The organism is Amycolatopsis umgeniensis (assembly GCF_014205155.1).
Taxonomy (GTDB): domain Bacteria; phylum Actinomycetota; class Actinomycetes; order Mycobacteriales; family Pseudonocardiaceae; genus Amycolatopsis; species Amycolatopsis umgeniensis.
In genome coordinates, this window is record NZ_JACHMX010000001.1 from 7,549,874 (window position 1) to 7,567,295 (window position 17,422).

At 70.5% G+C, this 17,422-nt stretch carries 19 protein-coding genes; 7 read left to right on the forward strand and 12 right to left on the reverse strand.

The features are described 5' to 3' along the window. Window positions 1-52 precede the first annotated feature (52 nt). The 6 genes from HDA45_RS35205 to HDA45_RS35230 all read right to left on the reverse strand — a co-directional run bounded on the left by HDA45_RS35205 (window position 53) and on the right by HDA45_RS35230 (window position 5,026). Window positions 53-769: a TIGR04222 domain-containing membrane protein gene (locus HDA45_RS35205; RefSeq protein WP_343072217.1), complete on the reverse strand. Its 717-nt coding sequence runs from the start codon at window positions 767-769 to the stop codon at window positions 53-55. Then, the gene (locus tag HDA45_RS35210; RefSeq protein WP_184902762.1) at window positions 762-1,649 is read right to left on the reverse strand and encodes a TIGR04222 domain-containing membrane protein; all 888 of its coding nucleotides are present in this window, start codon (window positions 1,647-1,649) and stop codon (window positions 762-764) included. Before HDA45_RS35210 ends, HDA45_RS35205 begins: the two co-directional genes overlap by 8 nt. Before the next feature lie 75 nt (window positions 1,650-1,724). After that, a complete protein-coding gene (gene msrB, locus HDA45_RS35215; RefSeq protein WP_184902764.1) occupies window positions 1,725-2,147 on the reverse strand; it encodes a peptide-methionine (R)-S-oxide reductase MsrB in 423 nt (140 codons plus the stop codon). Between the two features lie 19 nt (window positions 2,148-2,166). Next, the gene (locus tag HDA45_RS35220; protein WP_184902766.1) at window positions 2,167-2,472 is read right to left on the reverse strand and encodes a hypothetical protein; all 306 of its coding nucleotides are present in this window, start codon (window positions 2,470-2,472) and stop codon (window positions 2,167-2,169) included. Window positions 2,473-2,544: 72 nt separating this feature from the next. Next, window positions 2,545-4,158 (reverse strand): serine/threonine-protein kinase, encoded by a 1,614-nt coding sequence (locus HDA45_RS35225; RefSeq protein ID WP_246481507.1) that lies wholly within the window; start codon window positions 4,156-4,158, stop codon window positions 2,545-2,547. 181 nt (window positions 4,159-4,339) lie between these two features. Next, entirely contained in the window at window positions 4,340-5,026 is a 687-nt protein-coding gene (locus HDA45_RS35230) for a VTT domain-containing protein (RefSeq protein WP_184902770.1), read from the reverse strand. Between the two features lie 24 nt (window positions 5,027-5,050). On the opposite strand from HDA45_RS35230, the gene HDA45_RS35235 reads away from it, so the two are divergent. Together HDA45_RS35235 and HDA45_RS35240 are read left to right on the forward strand one after the other, a co-directional pair. Beyond that, window positions 5,051-5,608 (forward strand): GNAT family N-acetyltransferase, encoded by a 558-nt coding sequence (locus HDA45_RS35235; protein WP_184902772.1) that lies wholly within the window; start codon window positions 5,051-5,053, stop codon window positions 5,606-5,608. Window positions 5,609-5,627: 19 nt separating this feature from the next. Then, window positions 5,628-6,647, forward strand: coding sequence for a DNA polymerase domain-containing protein (locus HDA45_RS35240; protein ID WP_184902774.1), 1,020 nt, complete (start codon window positions 5,628-5,630; stop codon window positions 6,645-6,647). A gap of 31 nt (window positions 6,648-6,678) precedes the next feature. Here HDA45_RS35240 and HDA45_RS35245 read toward each other — a convergent pair whose 3' ends face one another. The 3 genes from HDA45_RS35245 to HDA45_RS35255 are packed head-to-tail and all read right to left on the reverse strand — an operon-like array spanning window position 6,679 to window position 8,995. After that, the gene (locus tag HDA45_RS35245) at window positions 6,679-8,031 is read right to left on the reverse strand and encodes an MFS transporter (protein WP_184902776.1); all 1,353 of its coding nucleotides are present in this window, start codon (window positions 8,029-8,031) and stop codon (window positions 6,679-6,681) included. After that, entirely contained in the window at window positions 8,028-8,456 is a 429-nt protein-coding gene (locus HDA45_RS35250) for a MarR family winged helix-turn-helix transcriptional regulator (RefSeq protein WP_184902778.1), read from the reverse strand. The genes HDA45_RS35245 and HDA45_RS35250 overlap by 4 nt, the downstream gene beginning before the upstream one ends. 50 nt (window positions 8,457-8,506) lie before the next feature. Then, window positions 8,507-8,995, reverse strand: coding sequence for an Rv1352/Rv1906c domain-containing protein (locus tag HDA45_RS35255; protein WP_221471327.1), 489 nt, complete (start codon window positions 8,993-8,995; stop codon window positions 8,507-8,509). Window positions 8,996-9,178: 183 nt separating this feature from the next. Between HDA45_RS35255 and HDA45_RS35260 the strand changes: the two genes are divergently transcribed. Both HDA45_RS35260 and HDA45_RS35265 read left to right on the forward strand, forming a co-directional pair. Further along, window positions 9,179-9,571, forward strand: a complete 393-nt coding sequence (locus tag HDA45_RS35260) for a DUF6221 family protein (RefSeq protein WP_101606657.1) — start codon at window positions 9,179-9,181, stop codon at window positions 9,569-9,571. 7 nt (window positions 9,572-9,578) lie between these two features. Then, window positions 9,579-10,619: an LLM class flavin-dependent oxidoreductase gene (locus tag HDA45_RS35265; RefSeq protein WP_184902780.1), complete on the forward strand. Its 1,041-nt coding sequence runs from the start codon at window positions 9,579-9,581 to the stop codon at window positions 10,617-10,619. Between the two features lie 34 nt (window positions 10,620-10,653). Here the strand turns inward: HDA45_RS35265 and HDA45_RS35270 are convergent, their stop codons facing one another. Then, window positions 10,654-12,255, reverse strand: coding sequence for a PucR family transcriptional regulator (locus tag HDA45_RS35270; protein WP_184902782.1), 1,602 nt, complete (start codon window positions 12,253-12,255; stop codon window positions 10,654-10,656). Between the two features lie 129 nt (window positions 12,256-12,384). Here HDA45_RS35270 and pruA point away from each other — a divergent pair, with 129 nt between their 5' ends. Together pruA and HDA45_RS35280 are read left to right on the forward strand one after the other, a co-directional pair. Next, window positions 12,385-14,013, forward strand: coding sequence for an L-glutamate gamma-semialdehyde dehydrogenase (gene pruA / locus HDA45_RS35275; protein WP_184902784.1), 1,629 nt, complete (start codon window positions 12,385-12,387; stop codon window positions 14,011-14,013). Window positions 14,014-14,030: 17 nt separating this feature from the next. Further along, entirely contained in the window at window positions 14,031-14,960 is a 930-nt protein-coding gene (locus HDA45_RS35280; RefSeq protein ID WP_184902786.1) for a proline dehydrogenase family protein, read from the forward strand. An 84-nt stretch (window positions 14,961-15,044) separates the two neighbouring features. Here HDA45_RS35280 and HDA45_RS35285 read toward each other — a convergent pair whose 3' ends face one another. Then, window positions 15,045-15,401 (reverse strand): thioredoxin family protein, encoded by a 357-nt coding sequence (locus HDA45_RS35285; RefSeq protein WP_020637318.1) that lies wholly within the window; start codon window positions 15,399-15,401, stop codon window positions 15,045-15,047. 94 nt (window positions 15,402-15,495) lie between these two features. Here HDA45_RS35285 and HDA45_RS35290 point away from each other — a divergent pair, with 94 nt between their 5' ends. After that, on the forward strand, window positions 15,496-15,738 hold the full coding sequence (locus tag HDA45_RS35290; protein ID WP_184902788.1) for a DUF2630 family protein: 243 nt from the start codon (window positions 15,496-15,498) through the stop codon (window positions 15,736-15,738). 106 nt (window positions 15,739-15,844) lie between these two features. Here HDA45_RS35290 and HDA45_RS35295 read toward each other — a convergent pair whose 3' ends face one another. Continuing rightward, window positions 15,845-17,410 (reverse strand): alpha/beta fold hydrolase, encoded by a 1,566-nt coding sequence (locus HDA45_RS35295; RefSeq protein ID WP_184902790.1) that lies wholly within the window; start codon window positions 17,408-17,410, stop codon window positions 15,845-15,847. Window positions 17,411-17,422: the final 12 nt, after the last annotated feature.

Genomic DNA, 17,422 nt, shown 5'->3' on the forward strand with positions numbered 1-17,422 from the left:
CGTGGTTCCCTCGGACCAGTCGATCAGCCCGGCGAACCGTCCGCGACGGCCGTTAGACCGTCAGGGTCAGGAGCCGCGCCGACCGCCGATCCGGATAGGCCTCGATGCCACCCAGCGCCACCGCGCCCATCGCGCCGGTGACGAGGTGCGGATCGTCGCCCGCGCGCGAGAGCGCCCGCTCGCCCGCTTTCGTGGTCCACACCGCGCGATGGACCCGTTCGAGCCGGACGGTGACGACGAACGCCGTCATCGCGACGGCGAGCGCGATTCCGGCGAGCACGACGGGCTGCCCGGAGACGACGACGGTGCGGACGAGCACCGCCGACCCGAGCACAACGAGCCCGAGTTGCGCGAAGGCCGCCGCTCTCCAGGCCCGGCGCGGACGGCCTTCCGGCACGACCAGGCCGCGGGCGAGCAACTCCGTCCGCAGCGAACGCATCGGCTCCGACGCGCGCAGCGGTTCGCGCACCCTCGCCGCCCGCACCTTGGGCAGGGTGTCCGCCACCGCGAGCACGAACGGGTCCGCGGGCCGCGCGGACGTCCGGCGCAGGACGCCGGAGCTGTCGATACGGGCCGCTCGCCGCTCGACGGCACCCGCGACGGCGGTGTCCGAGACCCGATCCGGGCCGCCGGCGAGGTAGGCGACCTGGTAGATCGTCCGCGGCGGTTCGCCGTCGTGGCGCCGGTTCCGCAGCCACCCGGTGTACGCCAGTGCCGCGAGGAGCGGAAGCGGGGCGAGCACTGCCATGACGGTCTCGAGTTCAGCCACCGCAACCACTTCCTCCGCCACCGCAACCACTTCCTCCGCCGCCGCAGGAGGAACCGCCGCCGCAGGACGAGCCCATCGCGAACGAAGCGCCTCCGCCGCACGAGGAACCGATCACGCCGGTGAACCAGCTGCGGGGCGTGGCACCGGTTTTGGCGAGTGCGGCCGCGACCACCGGATCGGGGTACGCCCTGAAACCGTGGAGGGCGACCTGTCCGGCAGCGGTCCTGCTCAGGCCGCGGTCCCAGCTGCCGTATCGGAGCGTCAGCACGCCCTTGGTGGTCGCGCGGCCGAGCCTGTCCGGCCGTTGCAGCCACCCGGTCACGCCGAGGGCGCCGGCCACGCCGAAGATCAGGACGATGAGGATGGCGGCAGGCCGCTTCAGCGGTACGGCGTTCGCCAGCCGCGCGATCCCCAGCGCGAGAACGGCCACGTACACGGTCAGCGCGCATCGCCAGCCCAGCCGGCGGCGGTTCTCGGCGACCTCCAGGCCTCTGCGCTGCAGGTCGGCGCGCAGCTCCTGGACGACCTCGTGCCGCGCCATCCGGAAGCGCAGGTCGCGCAGGCCGATTCCGCTGCCGTACACGAGAGAGACGATCGCGCGCTCGAAGGGATCGGCCGGAACCGGCCTGACCGGGTACAGCATCCCGTGACTGTCGGGCCGGAGGCCGTGCCGTTCGAGCAGCCCGGCGACGACCGTGTCGGTGACCCGGTCGCTGCCGCCCGCCAGCGCGGCCAGGTGATGGACACCGGGTACTCCGGGGGAGTCGGTGCCACGGCGCAGCCACAGCGCGTACATCCCGGCCGTGAAGAGCGGAAGGACCGCGAGCCACGCGTACAGCCAGGCGAAACCCGGTCCGCTGATACCCCAGGGGTCACTCATATGACACCGCCCTCCCCGACGCTGTTCCTGTTCATCGAGAACGCGTCGGGGAGGGCGGTGGTTCGCTTCGGTTGGTTACGACTCGGGAACGAGCGTCAGCGAGATGGAGTTGATGCAGTACCGCTGATCCGTCGGCGTGGCGTACCCCTCGCCTTCGAAGACGTGCCCGAGGTGGCTGTGGCACGACTTGCACAGCACCTCGATCCGGCGCATGCCCATGGCGGTGTCCTCGCGAAGGAGGACGGCGTCGGTATCGGCGGGGTCGTAGAACGACGGCCAGCCGCAGTGGCTTTCGAACTTCGTATCGCTGCGGAACAGCTCGGCGCCACAGGCACGGCACTGGTACACACCGGTGGTCTTGGCGTCGGTGTACTCCCCGGTGAAGGGGCGCTCGGTGCCCGCCTGGCGGAGCACGGCGTACTCGTCGGGGCTGAGCTGTTCCCGCCATTCCTGCTCGGACTTGACCACGCGCGGCGTGGCTCCGACAACGGGTTTCATGCCTTTCACCGGTTCCACGTTACCCCGCGAGCCACGCGATGGCCCGGCCGATGATGTCCCATGCGGTGACCATCACGCCGAGCACGATGAGGATCACGACCAGTGCCGAAACCCACCAGCGCAGACCGCCGAGACGGTTGCTGGAGTCGGCGAAATCGGAGACACCGTCGAGGCAGGCTTCCACGGTGAAGTTGGGGCCGCAGCGTTCGATGCGGTCCAGATGCTCGGCGAAGGCGAGGGCTTCGGGGTCGTACGGGTCGAGCCCGACCAGGTCCTCGTGGAAACGAGGATTCTGGCCAGGTCCGAAAGGTCCGCTATCGGCCATGAAGCCACAGTAAGCCACGAGGGGCGATTGGCCTACCACCAGCGAGACGGGTCTCACCGCCGCCACGCTGGGTCAGTAGCCGAGCACTCGCGTGTCGGCGTCGATGAGGTACTGCCCGCCGACCTGGACGACGCGCAACGCGGGACGCGGGCCGTTGTTGACCGTCACGTTCATGTCGATCGAACCGTCGGCGTTCCCGCCGCCGCTGTCCGCGTGCGCGGTCTTCGCGCCGGTGACCTTGTGCGTGGTCCAGTACTCGGTGAAAGCCTGCTCCGAGCCGTAGACCGCTTTCGCGGCGTCGGTGAGCTTGTTCCAGCTCTCGGTCGTCCCGATCTTGCCCGTGTCGAAGAACTCGAGGACGAAGCCGCCGACACTCGAGAAGTTCGTGACCTTGTCGCTCGGGGTCTTCCCCAGGCCCGCCGGAGGCGCCTTCGAGGACGACTGGGCGCTCGACTTGGGGGCCGAGGTGCTGGACTGCGGGTTCGCCCCGGCGTTGTCGCCGCCCTGGTTACCGCTCGTCCCGTTGCTCGAGTTCAGCACCAGGAACACGATCACGGCGATCACCACGACCGCGGCACCGGCGCCCGCGAACAGGACGGCCTTGCGCTTGCCGTCGGAGGGCTTCGCGGCGGACGGCCGCCTCGGAGCGGCCGCGGACGGCGGCGGAGTGATCGCTGCGACCGGACGGGGCGGCGTGTTCGGCGGGGCCGCCTGCGAGCGCATCGGGATGAACGCCGCCGTCGGCGTGTGTTGCTTGGCGGGAGGAGGCGGCGGGGGAGGTGTCGCGGCGGACTGGGCCGGATGCTCGGTCCGCTGCCACGGCGGCCGTTCCCCGCCGGGGTTGCCGCGCCCCGGGGTGTCGGGCGCGGCGGGCTGTCTACCGCCGCCCGCTCCGAAGAGCCGCGGCGACGCCGCCATGCCCGAGCCGGATTCGTTGGCCGCCAGCGCGGCGAGCCGCTCCCGGGCTTCGGCCATGCTCGGGCGCTCGGTCGGTTCGGTGCGCAGGAGGCTCATCAGCAGCGCCGTCGCGGCGCCCGCCTGCTGCGGCGGGTTGATCTGCCCGTTCGCGGCCGCGTACAGCAGCGCGAGCTGGTTGGAGCTGTTCCCGTACGGCGTCTGGCCCTCGATCGCCTGGTAGAGCGTCGCGCCGAGCGCGAAGACGTCGGAGCTGGGCACCGGGTCCGAACCACGCGCCAGCTCGGGCGCGAGATAGGCCGGGGTGCCGCCGATCAGGCCGGTCTGGGTGAGCGTCATGTCGCCGGCCGCGCGGGAGATGCCGAAGTCGGTGATCTTCGCGGTGCCCGCTTCGTCGATCAGGATGTTGCCCGGTTTGACGTCACGGTGCACGATCCCGGCGCGGTGCGCGGCGACCAGCGCCGACGCGACCTGCTCGCCGATCTTCGCGACGCGCCCCAGCGGCAGTGTGCCCTCTTCGGAGATGATCGCGGAGAGGCTCGGGCCGTTCAGGTACTCCATCACCAGGCAGGGGTCGCCGCCGTCCTCGGCGATGTCGAACACCACGATCGCGTTCGGATGCTGGAAGCGGGCCGCGTTCTTCGCCTCGCGCATGGCGCGCTGGCGCATGTTGTCGCGTTCGGCCTCGGAGACACCGGGCTGCGGGAGGATCTGCTTGACCGCCACCGAGCGCTCGAGGCGGACATCGATGGCACGCCAGACCACCCCCATGGCACCGCTACCAATTTGCTCGACCAGGCGATAGTGCCCAGCGATCAGCTGACCGGTGTCGATGGCGACTACTCCTGACACATTCTTTGACGAACTAGGGCCCGGGGTGATGGTGGCGTTACGCGGTCGTGATGTCCCGCGCACCCGATCGAGTGTAGCGGGCTGTGGTTTCGGATCCCCGTCAGCTCGCCGGTGCGGTGGCGGGCGTTTCGTCCTCACCGCTCGGTTCCCCCACCGGCACGGCCTTCCGCCGGAAGACCTTGACCAGCCCGATGGCCCCCGCGACGGCGAAGACCGCGTAACAGATCAGCAGGGCGGGAGGTGTTTCCCCGGTCAGCGCGTCGCCGAGGACGACCACCGCGACCGTCCCCGGCAGGCTGCCGAGCGCCGTTCCGAGCAGATACGGGGCGAAACGGACCGATGACACTCCGCACAGGTAACTGAACGGAGCGAAGGGAACCATCGGGATCAGCCGTAAGGAGGTGATCGCCAGGACCCCGCCGTCCGAAAGCCGGTCGTTGACCGCGCGGACCTTGGCCCGGTGCAGGTGCCGCCCGACGAACTCGCGGCCGAGTGCCCTCGAAAGTGCGAACGAGAGCCCGGACGCGACCGTGGTGGCCAGGATGCCGACGACGATGCCCGTCGTGGCCCCGAGCAGGAGCCCGCCCGCCAGGTTGAACACGGTGCGCGGGATCGGTGCCACGGTGAGTACCGAATAGACCAGGAAGAACACCAGCGGCGTGGCCGGACCGGTCGCGGCCGCCCAGGCCCGCAGGCCCGCCGGGCTCGGGATCGGCAGCAGCACCGCGGCCACCACGAAGGCGGCGAGCACGGTGAGCGCGAGAATTAATTTGGTACGGCCGGACACTGCGTCAACCGTACGGTATTCGCTGTGATCGATACCGGCGCGCTGCGGACGCAGCCCGAACTCAGCGGCGAGACCGTCGTGCTCGCCCAGCTCGACGACTCCTACTTCGAGGGCGCGTGGCGGGCGCTGCGGGATCCGGAGGTCATCCGGTTCACCGGCACGCACGCGAAGTTCACCGAAGAGCGGATCCACGAGTTCCTGGCGTCGCGGCCGGGTCTCGCCGATCGGGCGGACTACGCGGTCCTGCGCAAGGAAGACCGGGTGTACCTCGGCGACGTGGTCCTTTCCGACATCGACGAGGACAACCGCTCCGGCGCGTTCCGGATCGCGCTGACCGGTCCGGACGTCTTCGGCAAGGGATACGGCACCGAGGCGACCAAGCTGTTGCTGGACTACGCGTTCGACGTCGTCGGCCTGAACCGTGTCTCGCTCGAGGTCTTCGACTTCAACCCGAGGGCGCGGCGGGTCTACGAGAAGGCCGGGTTCGTCCGAGAGGGGCTCCAGAGGGAAGCGCTGTGGTGGGAGGGCGAGTGGCATGACGTCGTCACGATGGCCGTTTTGAAGAGCGATCCGCGCCCCTGATCGGCGCTACGGTGGGCGCATGCCCAAGAACGGTGAGCCGATCGAGGTCGAGGCAGGCGAGCGCAAAGTCCGGGTCTCCAGTCCGGACAAGCTGTACTTCCCGGCTCGCGGCATCACGAAGCGCCAGGTCGTGGAGCACTACGTCGCGGTCGGCGAGCCGTTGCTGCGCGCGGTCGGGGAGCGGCCCACGACGCTGAAGCGCTACGTCGACGGCGTCGAAGGCGAGTGGTTCTACGCGAAGCGAGTGCCGAAAGGCGCCCCGGACTGGGTGGAGACCGCGAAGATCACCTTCCCGTCGGGCCGGACCGCCGAGGAGGTCTGCCCGACCGAGCCCGCCGTGTTCGCGTGGGCGGCGAACCTGGGCACCTTCGACTTCCACCCGTGGCCGGTGCGGCGGCCCGACGTCGACCATCCCGACGAACTCCGCATCGACGTCGACCCGCCGGACGAGGCGGGCTTCTCCGACGCGGTCGAGGTCGCGGGCGTGGTGCGCGAGGTCCTCGACTCGGCGGGCCTCGTCGGCTACCCGAAGACCTCGGGCGGCCGCGGCGTGCACGTCCTGGTGCGGATCCGGCCGGAGTGGGACTTCATCGACGTCCGCCACGCGGTGATCGCGCTGGGCCGCGAGGTCGAGCGCCGGATCCCCGAGAAGGCGACCATCGCGTGGTGGAAGGAAGAACGCGGCGGCCGGGTCTTCATCGACTACAACCAGGCCGCCCGCGACCGCACGGTGGCGTCGGCCTGGTCGGTCCGCGGCACGCCGCGCGCGACGGTGTCGACCCCGCTGACCTGGGACCTGCTCACCGAGGTCGACCCGGACGACTTCGACGTGCTCACCGCGGGCGCCTTCTACGCCGAACGTGGCGACCTCCACGCGCCGATGGACGAAGAGGCTTTCGGTATCGAGACGCTGCTGGAGTGGTACGCGCGGGACGAGCGCGACCACGGCCTCGGCGAGATGCCTTATCCGCCGGACTACCCGAAGATGCCGGGGGAGCCGAAGCGGGTGCAGCCGAGCAAGGCGCGCGACGACACTTGACGGACATGCCCCGGCAGGACAGGGTGGCCCGTCAAGCCCGCCCGACGCGGCCCAGCGAGCGATCGGCGACGGTCAGCACGAGGAACAGCACGCTGACCACGAGCATGAACGCGGCCAGGTGGTGCAGCCCGCCGCTGTCGGCGCGCCTGCCGAAGAAGGCGCCGCTGGCCGCGGACGCGACGATGGCGCCGAGGTAACCGAAGGTGCGCAGCAGCCCCGCCGACGAGCCCATGCGTTCGGCGTGCGCCTGGTGGTACACGGAGTTCTGCAGCGCGAGGTTGTTCAACCCCTGCGGGACCCCGAGGACGACCACGACGGCCAGCAGCATCCACACCGGGCTGCCGTCGTTCAGCAACAGCAACAGGGCGCAGGCGGCGACCTGCCCGAGCGAGCCGATCAGGAGCTTGCCGCGGACGGCTTTGCTGCGTCCGGTGACGGTGGCGGCGATGATCCCGACGCCGAACAGGGGAAGCAGCACCAGCCCGGCTTCCGAGGCGGACAGCCCGTGGCCCTGCTCCATCCACTGCGTGTAGCCGTACAGGAAGGCGTAGCTGACGACGAAGCTGAGCAGGGCTCGGCCGTAGGTGGCCAGCAGCGGCAGGTTGCCGCCGAGCAGGCGCACGTCGATGAACGGCTGCCCGGTCCGCAGTTCGCGCCAGGTGAACGCGGCGCCCGCGACGACGGTCACGGCGAGCAGCCACCAGTCGCCGTCCCGCAGGTCCATCAGGAACAGCAGCAGGCAGACGAGCGCGGTGGCGAACAGGCCCATGCCGGGCAGGTCCAGTTCGCGGACGAGACCGCCGCGGCGGGTGGCCGGTGTCGTGGGGAGACGGCGGAAACCGAGGTACAGACCGGCCACGGCGAGCGGGATGTTGATCGCGAGCGTGGCGCGCCAGCCGCCGAGCCCGATCAGCAGGCCGCCGAGGCTGGGCCCCACGACCGCGATGGTCTGCGTGGTGATGGCGAGCGCGGTGAGGACCCCGGCGGGGCTGTCCTTCCCGGTGCGCCGGGCCTCGCCGCGGATGAGGTGCATCGCCGCCGGATAGCCGGCGCAGGTGCTGAAACCGAGGAGCACCCGGGAAGCGACGAGTACGCCGAAGCCGGGGGCGAGCATGCCGACGACGCCGGCGATCCCGGTCAGTGCCGCCCCGGCCAGGAACAGGCGGCGGGGGCCGAAGAGGTCGATGAGCCGTCCCACCACCGGCTGGCCGATCGCGGTGGCCAGATACAGGGCGGAGACCAGCCAAGCCGTCTCGGCGGGCGGCGCCCCGAAGGCCACGCCGATCGGCACCAGGGAGACCGAGATGATCGACGAGTTGACCGGGTTGAGGGCCGCTCCCAGCATCATCGGGGGCAGGAGCCGCCGGTCGAAGCCGGTGCTCACCGCCGAACGACCCGTTCCAGCACGGCCGCCGCTTCGATCAGCGTGCGGCGTTCCGCTTCGGTGCACTGTGTTTCCAGGACCTGGGCGAGCCAGCCTTCCCCGGCGCGACGGCGCTCTTCGAGGAAGGCGTGACCGCTGTCGGTGACGAAGACCAGTTGACGCCGCCCGTCCTCGGGGTCCTGGCGACGGGCGGCCAGCCCTCGCTCCACCAGCACACCGACGGTGGTGGCCACCGACTGGTGACGGATGCCTTCGAGGTCGGCCAGGTCGCTGACCGACGCTTCGCCGTCCTTGTCGAGACGGCTGAGCACGGACGTCTGGGACGGCGTGAGATCACCGCTGCCGTAGTTCTCCCGCAGGCGGCGCCGGAGCCTGCTGAAGGCCACGCGGATGTCGTGGGCCGCGCGTGCGGCTGTCTCGTCCATACCCGCAGGCTAACTTGCGCAGGTGAAACTGCGCAATTATGACTGCGCATCTAGGGCGACCGGTTGAACTCACAGCCCGCGACCTGCACGTATTCACCTTTGCGGGTGGTGAACCGGGCGGCACCCGTGGTCAGCTGGTCGGCCAGGATCTTCGACACGCCGCCGGTGCGCAGCCGCGCCCAGTAGCAGTGGCCGTTGCCGCCCGGCGCCGGTCCGGGCGAGCGGTACGAGCCCGCTTCGACCTCGGTGCCGACCAGGTAGGTCCCGTCGGCGAACCGGTTCGCCGGGGTGGCGGGGACGGCGCGTCCCGAAGTGACCGGGGGTGCGGGGACGGTCACGGTCGGCACGGGGGCGGCTTTCGCCGTGACGGTCACCGTCGCAGGGGTCGGCGCGGTCGCCGTTTCGAGCGCTCGCGGAGAGGTGGCCGCCACCACACCGACGCCCGCGCCCAAAGTGAGCGCGACGGCGAGTCCGGCCACGAGGGGGAACGCATTTCGTGACGACGCGTGCGGTATCGGTGACCAATTCGTGCTCGGCATCCGTCTCTTCTTCGTTTTTGCTCGCGGAGTGATTGCGCTTTCGTGTCGATCTAGAAACCTGTTACCGCTCCGCGGCACACCGATACGAGACTGTGTGACGCGTGGGACCTTGTCGTAACGCCGGGCTTCCTGCCAGCGACAGTCTCACCCGAACACTAGGCTGGGGGAGACGAAGGAGTACCCGTGGACGACTTGATCGCCTTTCTCGCCGCGCGTGTGGGGCAACGCCAGGCGTTGATCATGCAGGCGGTCAAGAAAACCGAGATCAGCGAATCGCTCAATCGTGGTGAGACCAAGGTCGTCATCGAAAAGAAGATCCGTTCGATGAACGACATCGAGCTCGACGTGGTCAATCAGATGATCAACGAGATCGAGGCGACCCGCAGGCTCCTGCAGGCGCACCGCACCACGGTTTCGGAGAAGGTCCCGGGATTCCCCCTGTACGGCAACGAGTACTGGTGCGAGACGTGCAACGTGCCCGCCGACGAGGCCGGGACGAACTGGTGCCTGACCCTGCGGCTGCTGGCCCTGCCGCACGCCGACCACGCCGACTACAGCGAGCGCTGGCGTCCCTGAGCGGGGAATGCCCGCCGGGTCCGGACGCGTTGATCCCGGAGTGATCACGCTTTCGGTACTGGACCGGTCCCCGACCCGCCGCGGTGGCGACGCGCCCCGCGCGTTGCGCGACACGGTCGCCTTCGCCCGGGACATCGAAGCGCTGGGCTACCACCGGTTCTGGGTCTCCGAGCATCACAGCGTGCCCGGTGTCGCCGGTTCGGCGCCGACGGTCCTGGCGGCCGCCGTCGCCTCGGCGACCGAACGGATCCGGGTCGGCACCGGCGGCGTGATGCTGCCGAACCACCGGCCGCTCGTGGTCGCGGAACAGTTCGGCGTCCTCGAATCGCTGTTCCCGGGCCGGATCGACATGGGGCTCGGCCGGTCGGTCGGGTTCACCGGCGGGGTTCGCCAGGCGCTCGGGCACGAGAAGGACGACGCCGACCGCTTCGGCGACCAGGTCCGGGAACTGCTGGGCTTCCTGGCGGGTGACCAGACGGCGTTTCCGGGTGTGCACGCCATTCCCGCGGAGGGTTTGAGCGTGCCCGCGTTCCTGCTGGCCACCGGTGCCGGGGCGCGGCTGGCCGCGGAACTGGGGCTGCCGCTGGTGATCGCGCCGGTCCGGGGTGAAGGACCGCTGCTCGAAGCCATCGAGGGTTACCGCTCCGGCTTCCGACCTTCCGCGCAGGCTTCACGGCCGTACGTCGTGGTGTCCACGGCGATCGCGGTCGCCGAGACGGCCGAACGCGCCCGGCGGCTGCTGATCCCCGAAGCGTGGTCGACGGTCTACTCGCGGGCACACGGTGTGTTCCCGCCGCTGTCGCCGGTGGAGGAGATCCTCGCCGGATCACTGTCCGAACGGGACCAGGAGCGGTTGGACCGGGCGCTCGACGGTCAGATCGCCGGCACCCCGGACGAGGTGGGCGACCGGCTCGCCGCTCTCGTCGCCACCACCGGCGCCGACGAGATCCTCGTGACCACCAGTACTTTCGACCAGGCTGAGCGACTGGATTCCTATCGAGGACTGGCCGAGGTCGCCGGGCTGAGGAACCTCGCCGCGGTGTCGTGAGGCGTACAACCGCATCCAGAGGACTAAACGCGGTCTAGAGGCGCAAGAGAAGCTGGGTGAGGATGCGCTGCGCGGGGTCGTCCAGGTCGATCCCGGACACCTCGCCGGCGCGCCGCACCCGGTACCGCACCGTGTTCGGATGGATGTTCAGCTCGCGCGCCGCCTGCCGGACATCGCCGAAAGCGTCGAGGTACGCCAGCACCGCGGGGACCAGGATCCCGCCGTGCTCGGCGTCGTGCGCGATCAGGTCGGCCAGCCGAGGGTCGCGGATCCTCGGCTGCTCGCCGAGGAAGGCGAGCACTTCCGAGAGCAGGACCTCGGCGCGGACGTCGGCCAGCGACGCGACGTCCGCCGTCCCGTGCCCGCGCGCCATCGCCGCCAGGACACGGTCCGCGTCACCCCGTGAAGCCGCCGCCTCGGAGAGATGGGGCACGACACCGCCCAGCGCGGCGCGCACCCGGACGTCGAGATGCCGTTGCGCGGTACCGACGATTTCCTTGGCCAGCGCCAGGATCCGCGTCTCGGCGTGTTCGGGGAGGTCGGGGAGGAGCGCGTAGACGCGGCCGCCGATCACGCTCACCAGCGCGCTCCGCCGGTACGCGGCGGTGTGCACGGTGATCAGGTGCACCAGTTCGGCGCGGCGCAGTTGCCGGTCGGTCGCCGCGCGGTCGCGGGGGAGCGAGAACCCCAGCACCACGGCCGGTTTCCCGGGATCCGCGCCGATGTCATCGGCGACGGACTCGACGTCGAGACGGCCTTCGAGCAGCCCTGCCAGGAGGTCTTCGCGCAGCCGGAGTTCCGGGCTGGGCAGTGTCCGGTGCCGGATCAGCTGCGGTGCGAGCGCCCGGCTCGCCCCGAGCAACGCGATTTCCGCGCTTTCGGTGAGCGGATGCGTGCCTTCCTGTACCCAGATCGTGCCCAGCGCCTGCGATCCGGCGTGGATCCCGGCCGCGATCCGCCGCCGGATGCCGAGATCGGGCCGCTCGTCGATGCGGACGATGCCTTCCCCGGCGCGAAGCCGCTGGTAAACGCCCCACTCGCGAAGCATGGCGAGGTACCGCTCCGGGCCTTCGCGGCCGAGGATCGAGAGCCTGCGCAGTTCGTCGACCTCGTCACCCGCCCGCGAATAGGCCAACACGCGGCTCGCCGTGTCTTCGATGCTGACCAGGCCGCCGGTCAAGGTCGCGATGGTCTGCGCGAGCGAGAACAGATCGCCCAGCACCTCGCCGCTGTCCGCTTCACCGCCCGCGCGGGCCGCGTCCACGACACCCCTGGCCAGTGCCTCGACCTGCTCCCAGCGCGCCTCGTGGCCGACCTCGATGAGCGCGATCCCCGCGTCGGTCGCGACGTTCACGACCGCCGAGCCGTTCTTGACCGCCACGGCGGCCGCGCCGGAGCGTCCCGCCGCCCGGATCGCCCCCGCGGCCGACCGTCCGCGGGCTCCGATCACCAGGACGAGGTCACCCGGATGGGCGTCCGGCGGGTCCTCCGGATCGTGGATGACGACGTCCGCCACCTCGACGCCGAGCCCGCTCGGTGCCGCGAGCACCCTGACCAGCGGTTCCCCGAGGGTGGCGAGGACGTGCCGCAGCGAAGCGCCGAGCACTCTGGCTGTCGGTTCCGTAGTCGTGGTCATCACCGGATTAAGCCGATCGGACAAGACGGTCACCCTGATTCTAGCCAGTCGGACAAGCCGCGGCGGAGTCGTCCGGTCTACCGTTCGGGGTGAGACCTCTACCCGGCGAAGTGAAGTCAGGAGCAGTCAGTGGACGCCGTGACCCAGACCCCCGCCCCGAAGAACGAGCCGGTGCTGAACTACGCACCGGGCAGCGCGGAGCGCGCTGAACTCGAGGGCGCGCTCAAGTCGCTGGGCGGCGCCGACCCCGTCGACATCACCGCGACGATCGGTGGTGTGCAGCGCAAGGGCGGCGGCGAGAAGATCGAGGTCGTCCAGCCGCACAACCACAAGGCGGTGCTGGGCGTCATCCACAGCGCGACCGCGCAGGACACGCACGACGCGATCGCCGCGGCCAAGGCCGCCGCCCCCGGCTGGCGCGCGCTGTCCTACGACGACCGCGCCGCGATCATCCTGCGTGCCGCCGACCTGCTGGCCGGCCCGTGGCGTGCCCGGATGAACGCCGCCACCATGCTCGGCCAATCGAAGACCGCCTTCCAGGCCGAGATCGACTCCGCCTGCGAGCTGATCGACTTCTGGCGCTTCAACGTCGCCTTCGGCCGTCAGATCCTCGCCGAGCAGCCGGTCAGCTCGCCCGGTATCTGGAACCGGATGGAGCACCGCCCGCTCGAGGGCTTCGTGTACGCCATCACCCCGTTCAACTTCACCGCGATCGCCGGCAACCTGCCGACCGCGCCCGCGCTGATGGGCAACGTCGTGCTGTGGAAGCCGTCGCCGTCGCAGAGCTTCGCCGCGCACCTGCTGATGCGGCTGCTCGAAGAGGCCGGTATGCCGCCGGGCGTGATCAACCTGCTGCCGGGACACGGTAAGGCCATCTCCGACGTGGCACTGACCCACCGCGACCTGGCCGGGATCCACTTCACCGGTTCCACCGCGACCTTCCAGCACCTGTGGGGCACCGTCGGCGCCAACATCGCCGGCTACCGCACGTACCCGCGTCTGGTCGGCGAGACCGGCGGCAAGGACTTCGTGCTCGCGCACTCTTCGGCCGACGTCGACATCCTGCGCACCGCGCTGGTCCGCGGCGCCTTCGAGTACCAGGGCCAGAAGTGCTCGGCCGCGTCCCGTGCCTACGTCCCGCGCTCGCTCTGGGCGAGCCTGAAGGACGGCCTGATCGCCGAGACCGAGGCCATCACCTACGGCGACGTCAACGATCTGGGCAACTTCGGTGGCGCCGTGATCGACCGCCGCGCCTTCGACAAGCACGCCGCCGTGCTGAAGAGCGCCGCTGAAGACGCCGAGGTCGAGGTCATCGCCGGTGGCACCGCGGACGACAGCGTCGGCTACTTCGTGCGCCCGACGATCCTCGTCTCGGACAACCCGGAGCACGAGATCTTCCGCACCGAGTACTTCGGCCCGATCCTCTCGCTCCACGTTTACGAGGACGAAGACTTCGACAAGGTGCTGAAGCTGGTCGACGAGACCGCCGACTACGCGCTCACCGGCGCGGTCATCGCCAACGACCGCACCGCCGTCGCGAAGGCGTCCGAGGCGCTGCGCTTCGCCGCCGGCAACTTCTACGTCAACGACAAGCCGACCGGCGCCGTCGTCGGCCAGCAGCCGTTCGGCGGCGCCCGCGCGTCGGGCACCAACGACAAGGCCGGTTCGGTGCTCAACCTGCTCCGCTGGACGAGCCCGCGCTCGATCAAGGAGACGTTCGTAGCACCCACCAGCGTCCGTTACCCCCACCAGGGCTGAGATCCCAGGAGTCCGTGATGTTGCGTGCCCCGTTGCTCGCCGCCGCCCGATCCCGGCGGATGCGCAAGCTGGTCGAGGTCGTCCCCGCCACCCGATCGGTGGTGAGCCGGTTCGTCGCCGGCTCGGGGACTCCCGACGCCGCCCGGGTGGTCCGCGAACTGGCCGACGACGGCCTCCGCGTCACCCTCGACCACCTCGGTGAGGACACCACCGACGCCGAGCAGGCCGCGACGACCGTCCGCGCCTACGAGGAACTGCTGTCCGCGCTGGCGGCCGACGGCCTCGCGTTCGGCGCGGACGTTTCGGTGAAGCTGTCCGCGGTCGGCCAGTTCCTGCCCGCCGACGGTGAGAAGGTCGCGCTCGAGAACGCCCGCAAGATCTGCGCGGCGGCCGAAGCGGTCGGTGCCACGGTCACCCTCGACATGGAGGACCACACCACCACCGACTCGACGCTCGGCATCCTGCGGGAGCTGCGCACCGAGTACCCGTGGGTGGGCGCGGTGCTGCAGGCCTATCTGCGGCGGACCGAACAGGACTGCCGCGACCTCTCCGGCGAGGGCTCCCGCGTCCGGCTGTGCAAGGGCGCCTACGCCGAACCCGAAGAGGTCGCGTTCCAGGACAAGTCCGAAGTGGACAGGTCCTACGTGCGCTGCCTGAAGATCCTCATGCAGGGCAAGGGTTATCCGATGGTCGCCTCGCACGACCCCCGGATGATCGCGATCGCCGAGAAGCTCGCCATGGAGGCGGACCGCAAGGCGGACGACCACGAATTCCAGATGCTGTACGGGATCCGTCCCGAAGAGCAGCGCCGGATCGCGGGCGACGGCAAGACGATGCGCGTCTACGTCCCCTACGGCGACGAATGGTACGGCTATTTCATGCGCAGGCTGGCGGAACGCCCGGCGAACCTGGCGTTCTTCCTGCGCGGACTCGCCACCCGGGGCTGACCCGGTCCCTGGTGGCACGGTTCCGCTGAAGTACAAAGGGGCCCTTCGAGACGAAATCCGTCTCGAAGGGCCCCTTCTTCAGGCTCAGGCTTCTTGGGCCTCTTCCTTGAGCTTGTCCATGTCGATGTCGCGCGCCTGCTGGATCAGGTCTTCGAGCGTCTTCTCCGGGAGAGCGCCGGGCTGCGCGTAGATGACCGTCTTGTCGCGGATCACCGCGAGCGTGGGGATCGAGCGCACGTCGAAGGCGGCGGCCAGCTGCTGCTCGGCCTCGGTGTCGACACTCGCGAAGACGATGTCGTCGTGGTTGCCCGACACCTTCTCGTAGGTCGGCGCGAACTGGCGGCACGGCATGCACCAGCCCGCCCAGAAGTCGATGATCACGAAGTCGTTCTCGGATACGACCTGGTCGAAGTTGGCGGCGGTCAGCTCCACAGTGCTCATGTCCGGGTAACGATCCGGGCGGGACGCACATTCCCGTGATTGCGCGTAGCGTCGTCGTCGGAGCAACCCAGGAGAGCTTTCGCAGGAGGCGCGCATGGCCGACGGGGACATCCTCAGCCGGATCGACGAACTGGTCAGCGAGGAGCACGAACTCCGCTCGCGGGCGATCGGCGCCGGGCTGAGCTCGGACGACCGGGCCCGGCTCGCCGGGGTGGAGCAGCAGCTCGACCAGTGCTGGGACCTGCTGCGCCAGCGGCGGGCGCGCGTCGAATTCGACGAAGACCCGGACGGGGCCGCGGTGCGGCCGATCTCCGAAGTGGAGTCCTACCGGCAGTAGCTCACGCCGGGCCACGGCACCGAACTCACGTGATCAGACCCGGATCTCGCGTGATTGGAGACGGATCTCGCGTGATCAGAGGCGTGCGGCATCCCGTCACACGAGTTCACGCCGGGCAGAGTGTCCCGTCGACGGGGATCTTCCCGTCGATCAGGAAGGCCCGCGTCGCGTCGGTGACGCAGGGGGAGAGGCTCAGCGCGCCGTGCCCGGCACCTTGCCAGGTGATCGTGACCGCGCTCGGCATCTGGTCGGCGGCCCGGCCGGTGCCCTGTTCCGGGGTGACCGGGTCGGTCGCGGTGCCCGCGACGAGGATCGGCGGGGCGCCGGGGGCACCCGCGGGCGGAAGCGGTTCGCGGCGCACGGGCCACGGGCTGCACCACGCCAGTTGCTGCGCGGCGAAGACGCCGAACTGCGGGTACTTGTCGCGCAGGGTCGTGGTCACCCGCGTGAGTTCTTCGGCCGAGAGCCGGGTCGCGCTGTCGTTGCATTTGGTCGCGAGCGTGCCGTCCAGCCGGGACGGCCGCGCCCGAGTGTCCTTCAGCACCGGCTCGGCGAACGCGGCCAGCGGCGTGACGTCGCCGGTCTGCGCGGTTTTGAGCGCCTCGGCCAGCTCCACCCAGCGCGAGCGCTGCGCGAGCCCGGAATAGACGGCGTACAAGGCGATCCCCGGCGTGATGTCCACGCCGTCTGTGGTCGTCGCCGGTGCGGCGCGGAGCCGGTCCGCGACGGCTGTCACGGCCGCGCGGGCGTCGCCGAGCGGGCAACCCTTGGCGATGCAGTCGGCGCCGAAAGCGTCGAGGGTCGCTTGCGCGCTCGCGGCGATCGACTCCTGGACGGCGCTCGCGTCGGGGGCCGGGTCGGGCAGCCCGTCGAGCATGACGCGGCCGACCTGCGCCGGGAACCGCACCGCGTACTCGGCGAGGACCTTCGAACCGTCACCGCGTCCCAGCGCGTGCAGTTTGTCCAGCCCCAGCTGCTCCCGTAGCTCCTCGAGGTCGCCGGCCGTCCGCCAGCTGTCCATCGCGACCTGCGAGTCGTCCAGTTCGATCGCGCACTGCTGGCCCGCCTTGCGCGCCGCGTCGACCACGGCTTCGAGGTCACCCGCGGCCGGGTCCCCGCCGAGCAGGTCGGTGCGGATCTCCGCCGGGACGCACTGCACCGGCGCGGACATCCCCGTCCCACGCCGGTCGACGCCGATCAGGGAGAACTTCTGCAGGAACTCGGGCGGCAGCGACGCGGCCAGCCGCGCGGCGTACAGCGAACCCGGCTCACCGTCGACGTCGTTGACCACGACCAGCGGGATCGGCCCGCCCCCGGTCTTGACCACCGACAGCCGCGAGAGCCCGCGGCCGGGCAGATCCGGCGCGTCGAGGGTCGTCGGCACCCTGGCGCAGGAGAACTTCAGCGTGTCGGGCACGGACGGCCGGCCCAGCCGCTGGCGGGTCGCCTCGTCGCAGTCCTCCCATTTGATGGACGGCGACTGTGGTTCGGCGAGCGGCGGCAGCGGTACCTGCTGCGCCGTCGTCGACGTGCCGGGATCGGGTTTGCCGTCGTTGTCGATCACCGCCGGCCGGACCGACGGACCGGCCGTGCAGCCCGCGAGCGCGGCCGTGACCATGGCCGTCGTGAGGATCAGCCGTGGCGTGCGGCGGGCGGTGCTGGCGGGGCGCACGGGCTGGTCCTC

Bases quoted from the DNA above. Each gene is read 5' to 3' on its own strand.
- HDA45_RS35210 (WP_184902762.1), bottom strand. From the start codon at position 1,649: ATGAGTGACCCCTGGGGTATCAGCGGACCGGGTTTCGCCTGGCTGTAC.
- msrB (WP_184902764.1), bottom strand. From the start codon at position 2,147: ATGAAACCCGTTGTCGGAGCCACGCCGCGCGTGGTCAAGTCCGAGCAG.
- HDA45_RS35220 (WP_184902766.1), bottom strand. From the start codon at position 2,472: ATGGCCGATAGCGGACCTTTCGGACCTGGCCAGAATCCTCGTTTCCAC.
- HDA45_RS35225 (WP_246481507.1), bottom strand. From the start codon at position 4,158: ATGGGGGTGGTCTGGCGTGCCATCGATGTCCGCCTCGAGCGCTCGGTG.
- HDA45_RS35240 (WP_184902774.1), top strand. From the start codon at position 5,628: ATGCCCAAGAACGGTGAGCCGATCGAGGTCGAGGCAGGCGAGCGCAAA.
- HDA45_RS35250 (WP_184902778.1), bottom strand. From the start codon at position 8,456: ATGGACGAGACAGCCGCACGCGCGGCCCACGACATCCGCGTGGCCTTC.
- HDA45_RS35255 (WP_221471327.1), bottom strand. From the start codon at position 8,995: ATGCCGAGCACGAATTGGTCACCGATACCGCACGCGTCGTCACGAAAT.
- HDA45_RS35265 (WP_184902780.1), top strand. From the start codon at position 9,579: ATGCCCGCCGGGTCCGGACGCGTTGATCCCGGAGTGATCACGCTTTCG.
- HDA45_RS35270 (WP_184902782.1), bottom strand. From the start codon at position 12,255: ATGACCACGACTACGGAACCGACAGCCAGAGTGCTCGGCGCTTCGCTG.
- HDA45_RS35280 (WP_184902786.1), top strand. From the start codon at position 14,031: ATGTTGCGTGCCCCGTTGCTCGCCGCCGCCCGATCCCGGCGGATGCGC.
- HDA45_RS35285 (WP_020637318.1), bottom strand. From the start codon at position 15,401: ATGAGCACTGTGGAGCTGACCGCCGCCAACTTCGACCAGGTCGTATCC.
- HDA45_RS35290 (WP_184902788.1), top strand. From the start codon at position 15,496: ATGGCCGACGGGGACATCCTCAGCCGGATCGACGAACTGGTCAGCGAG.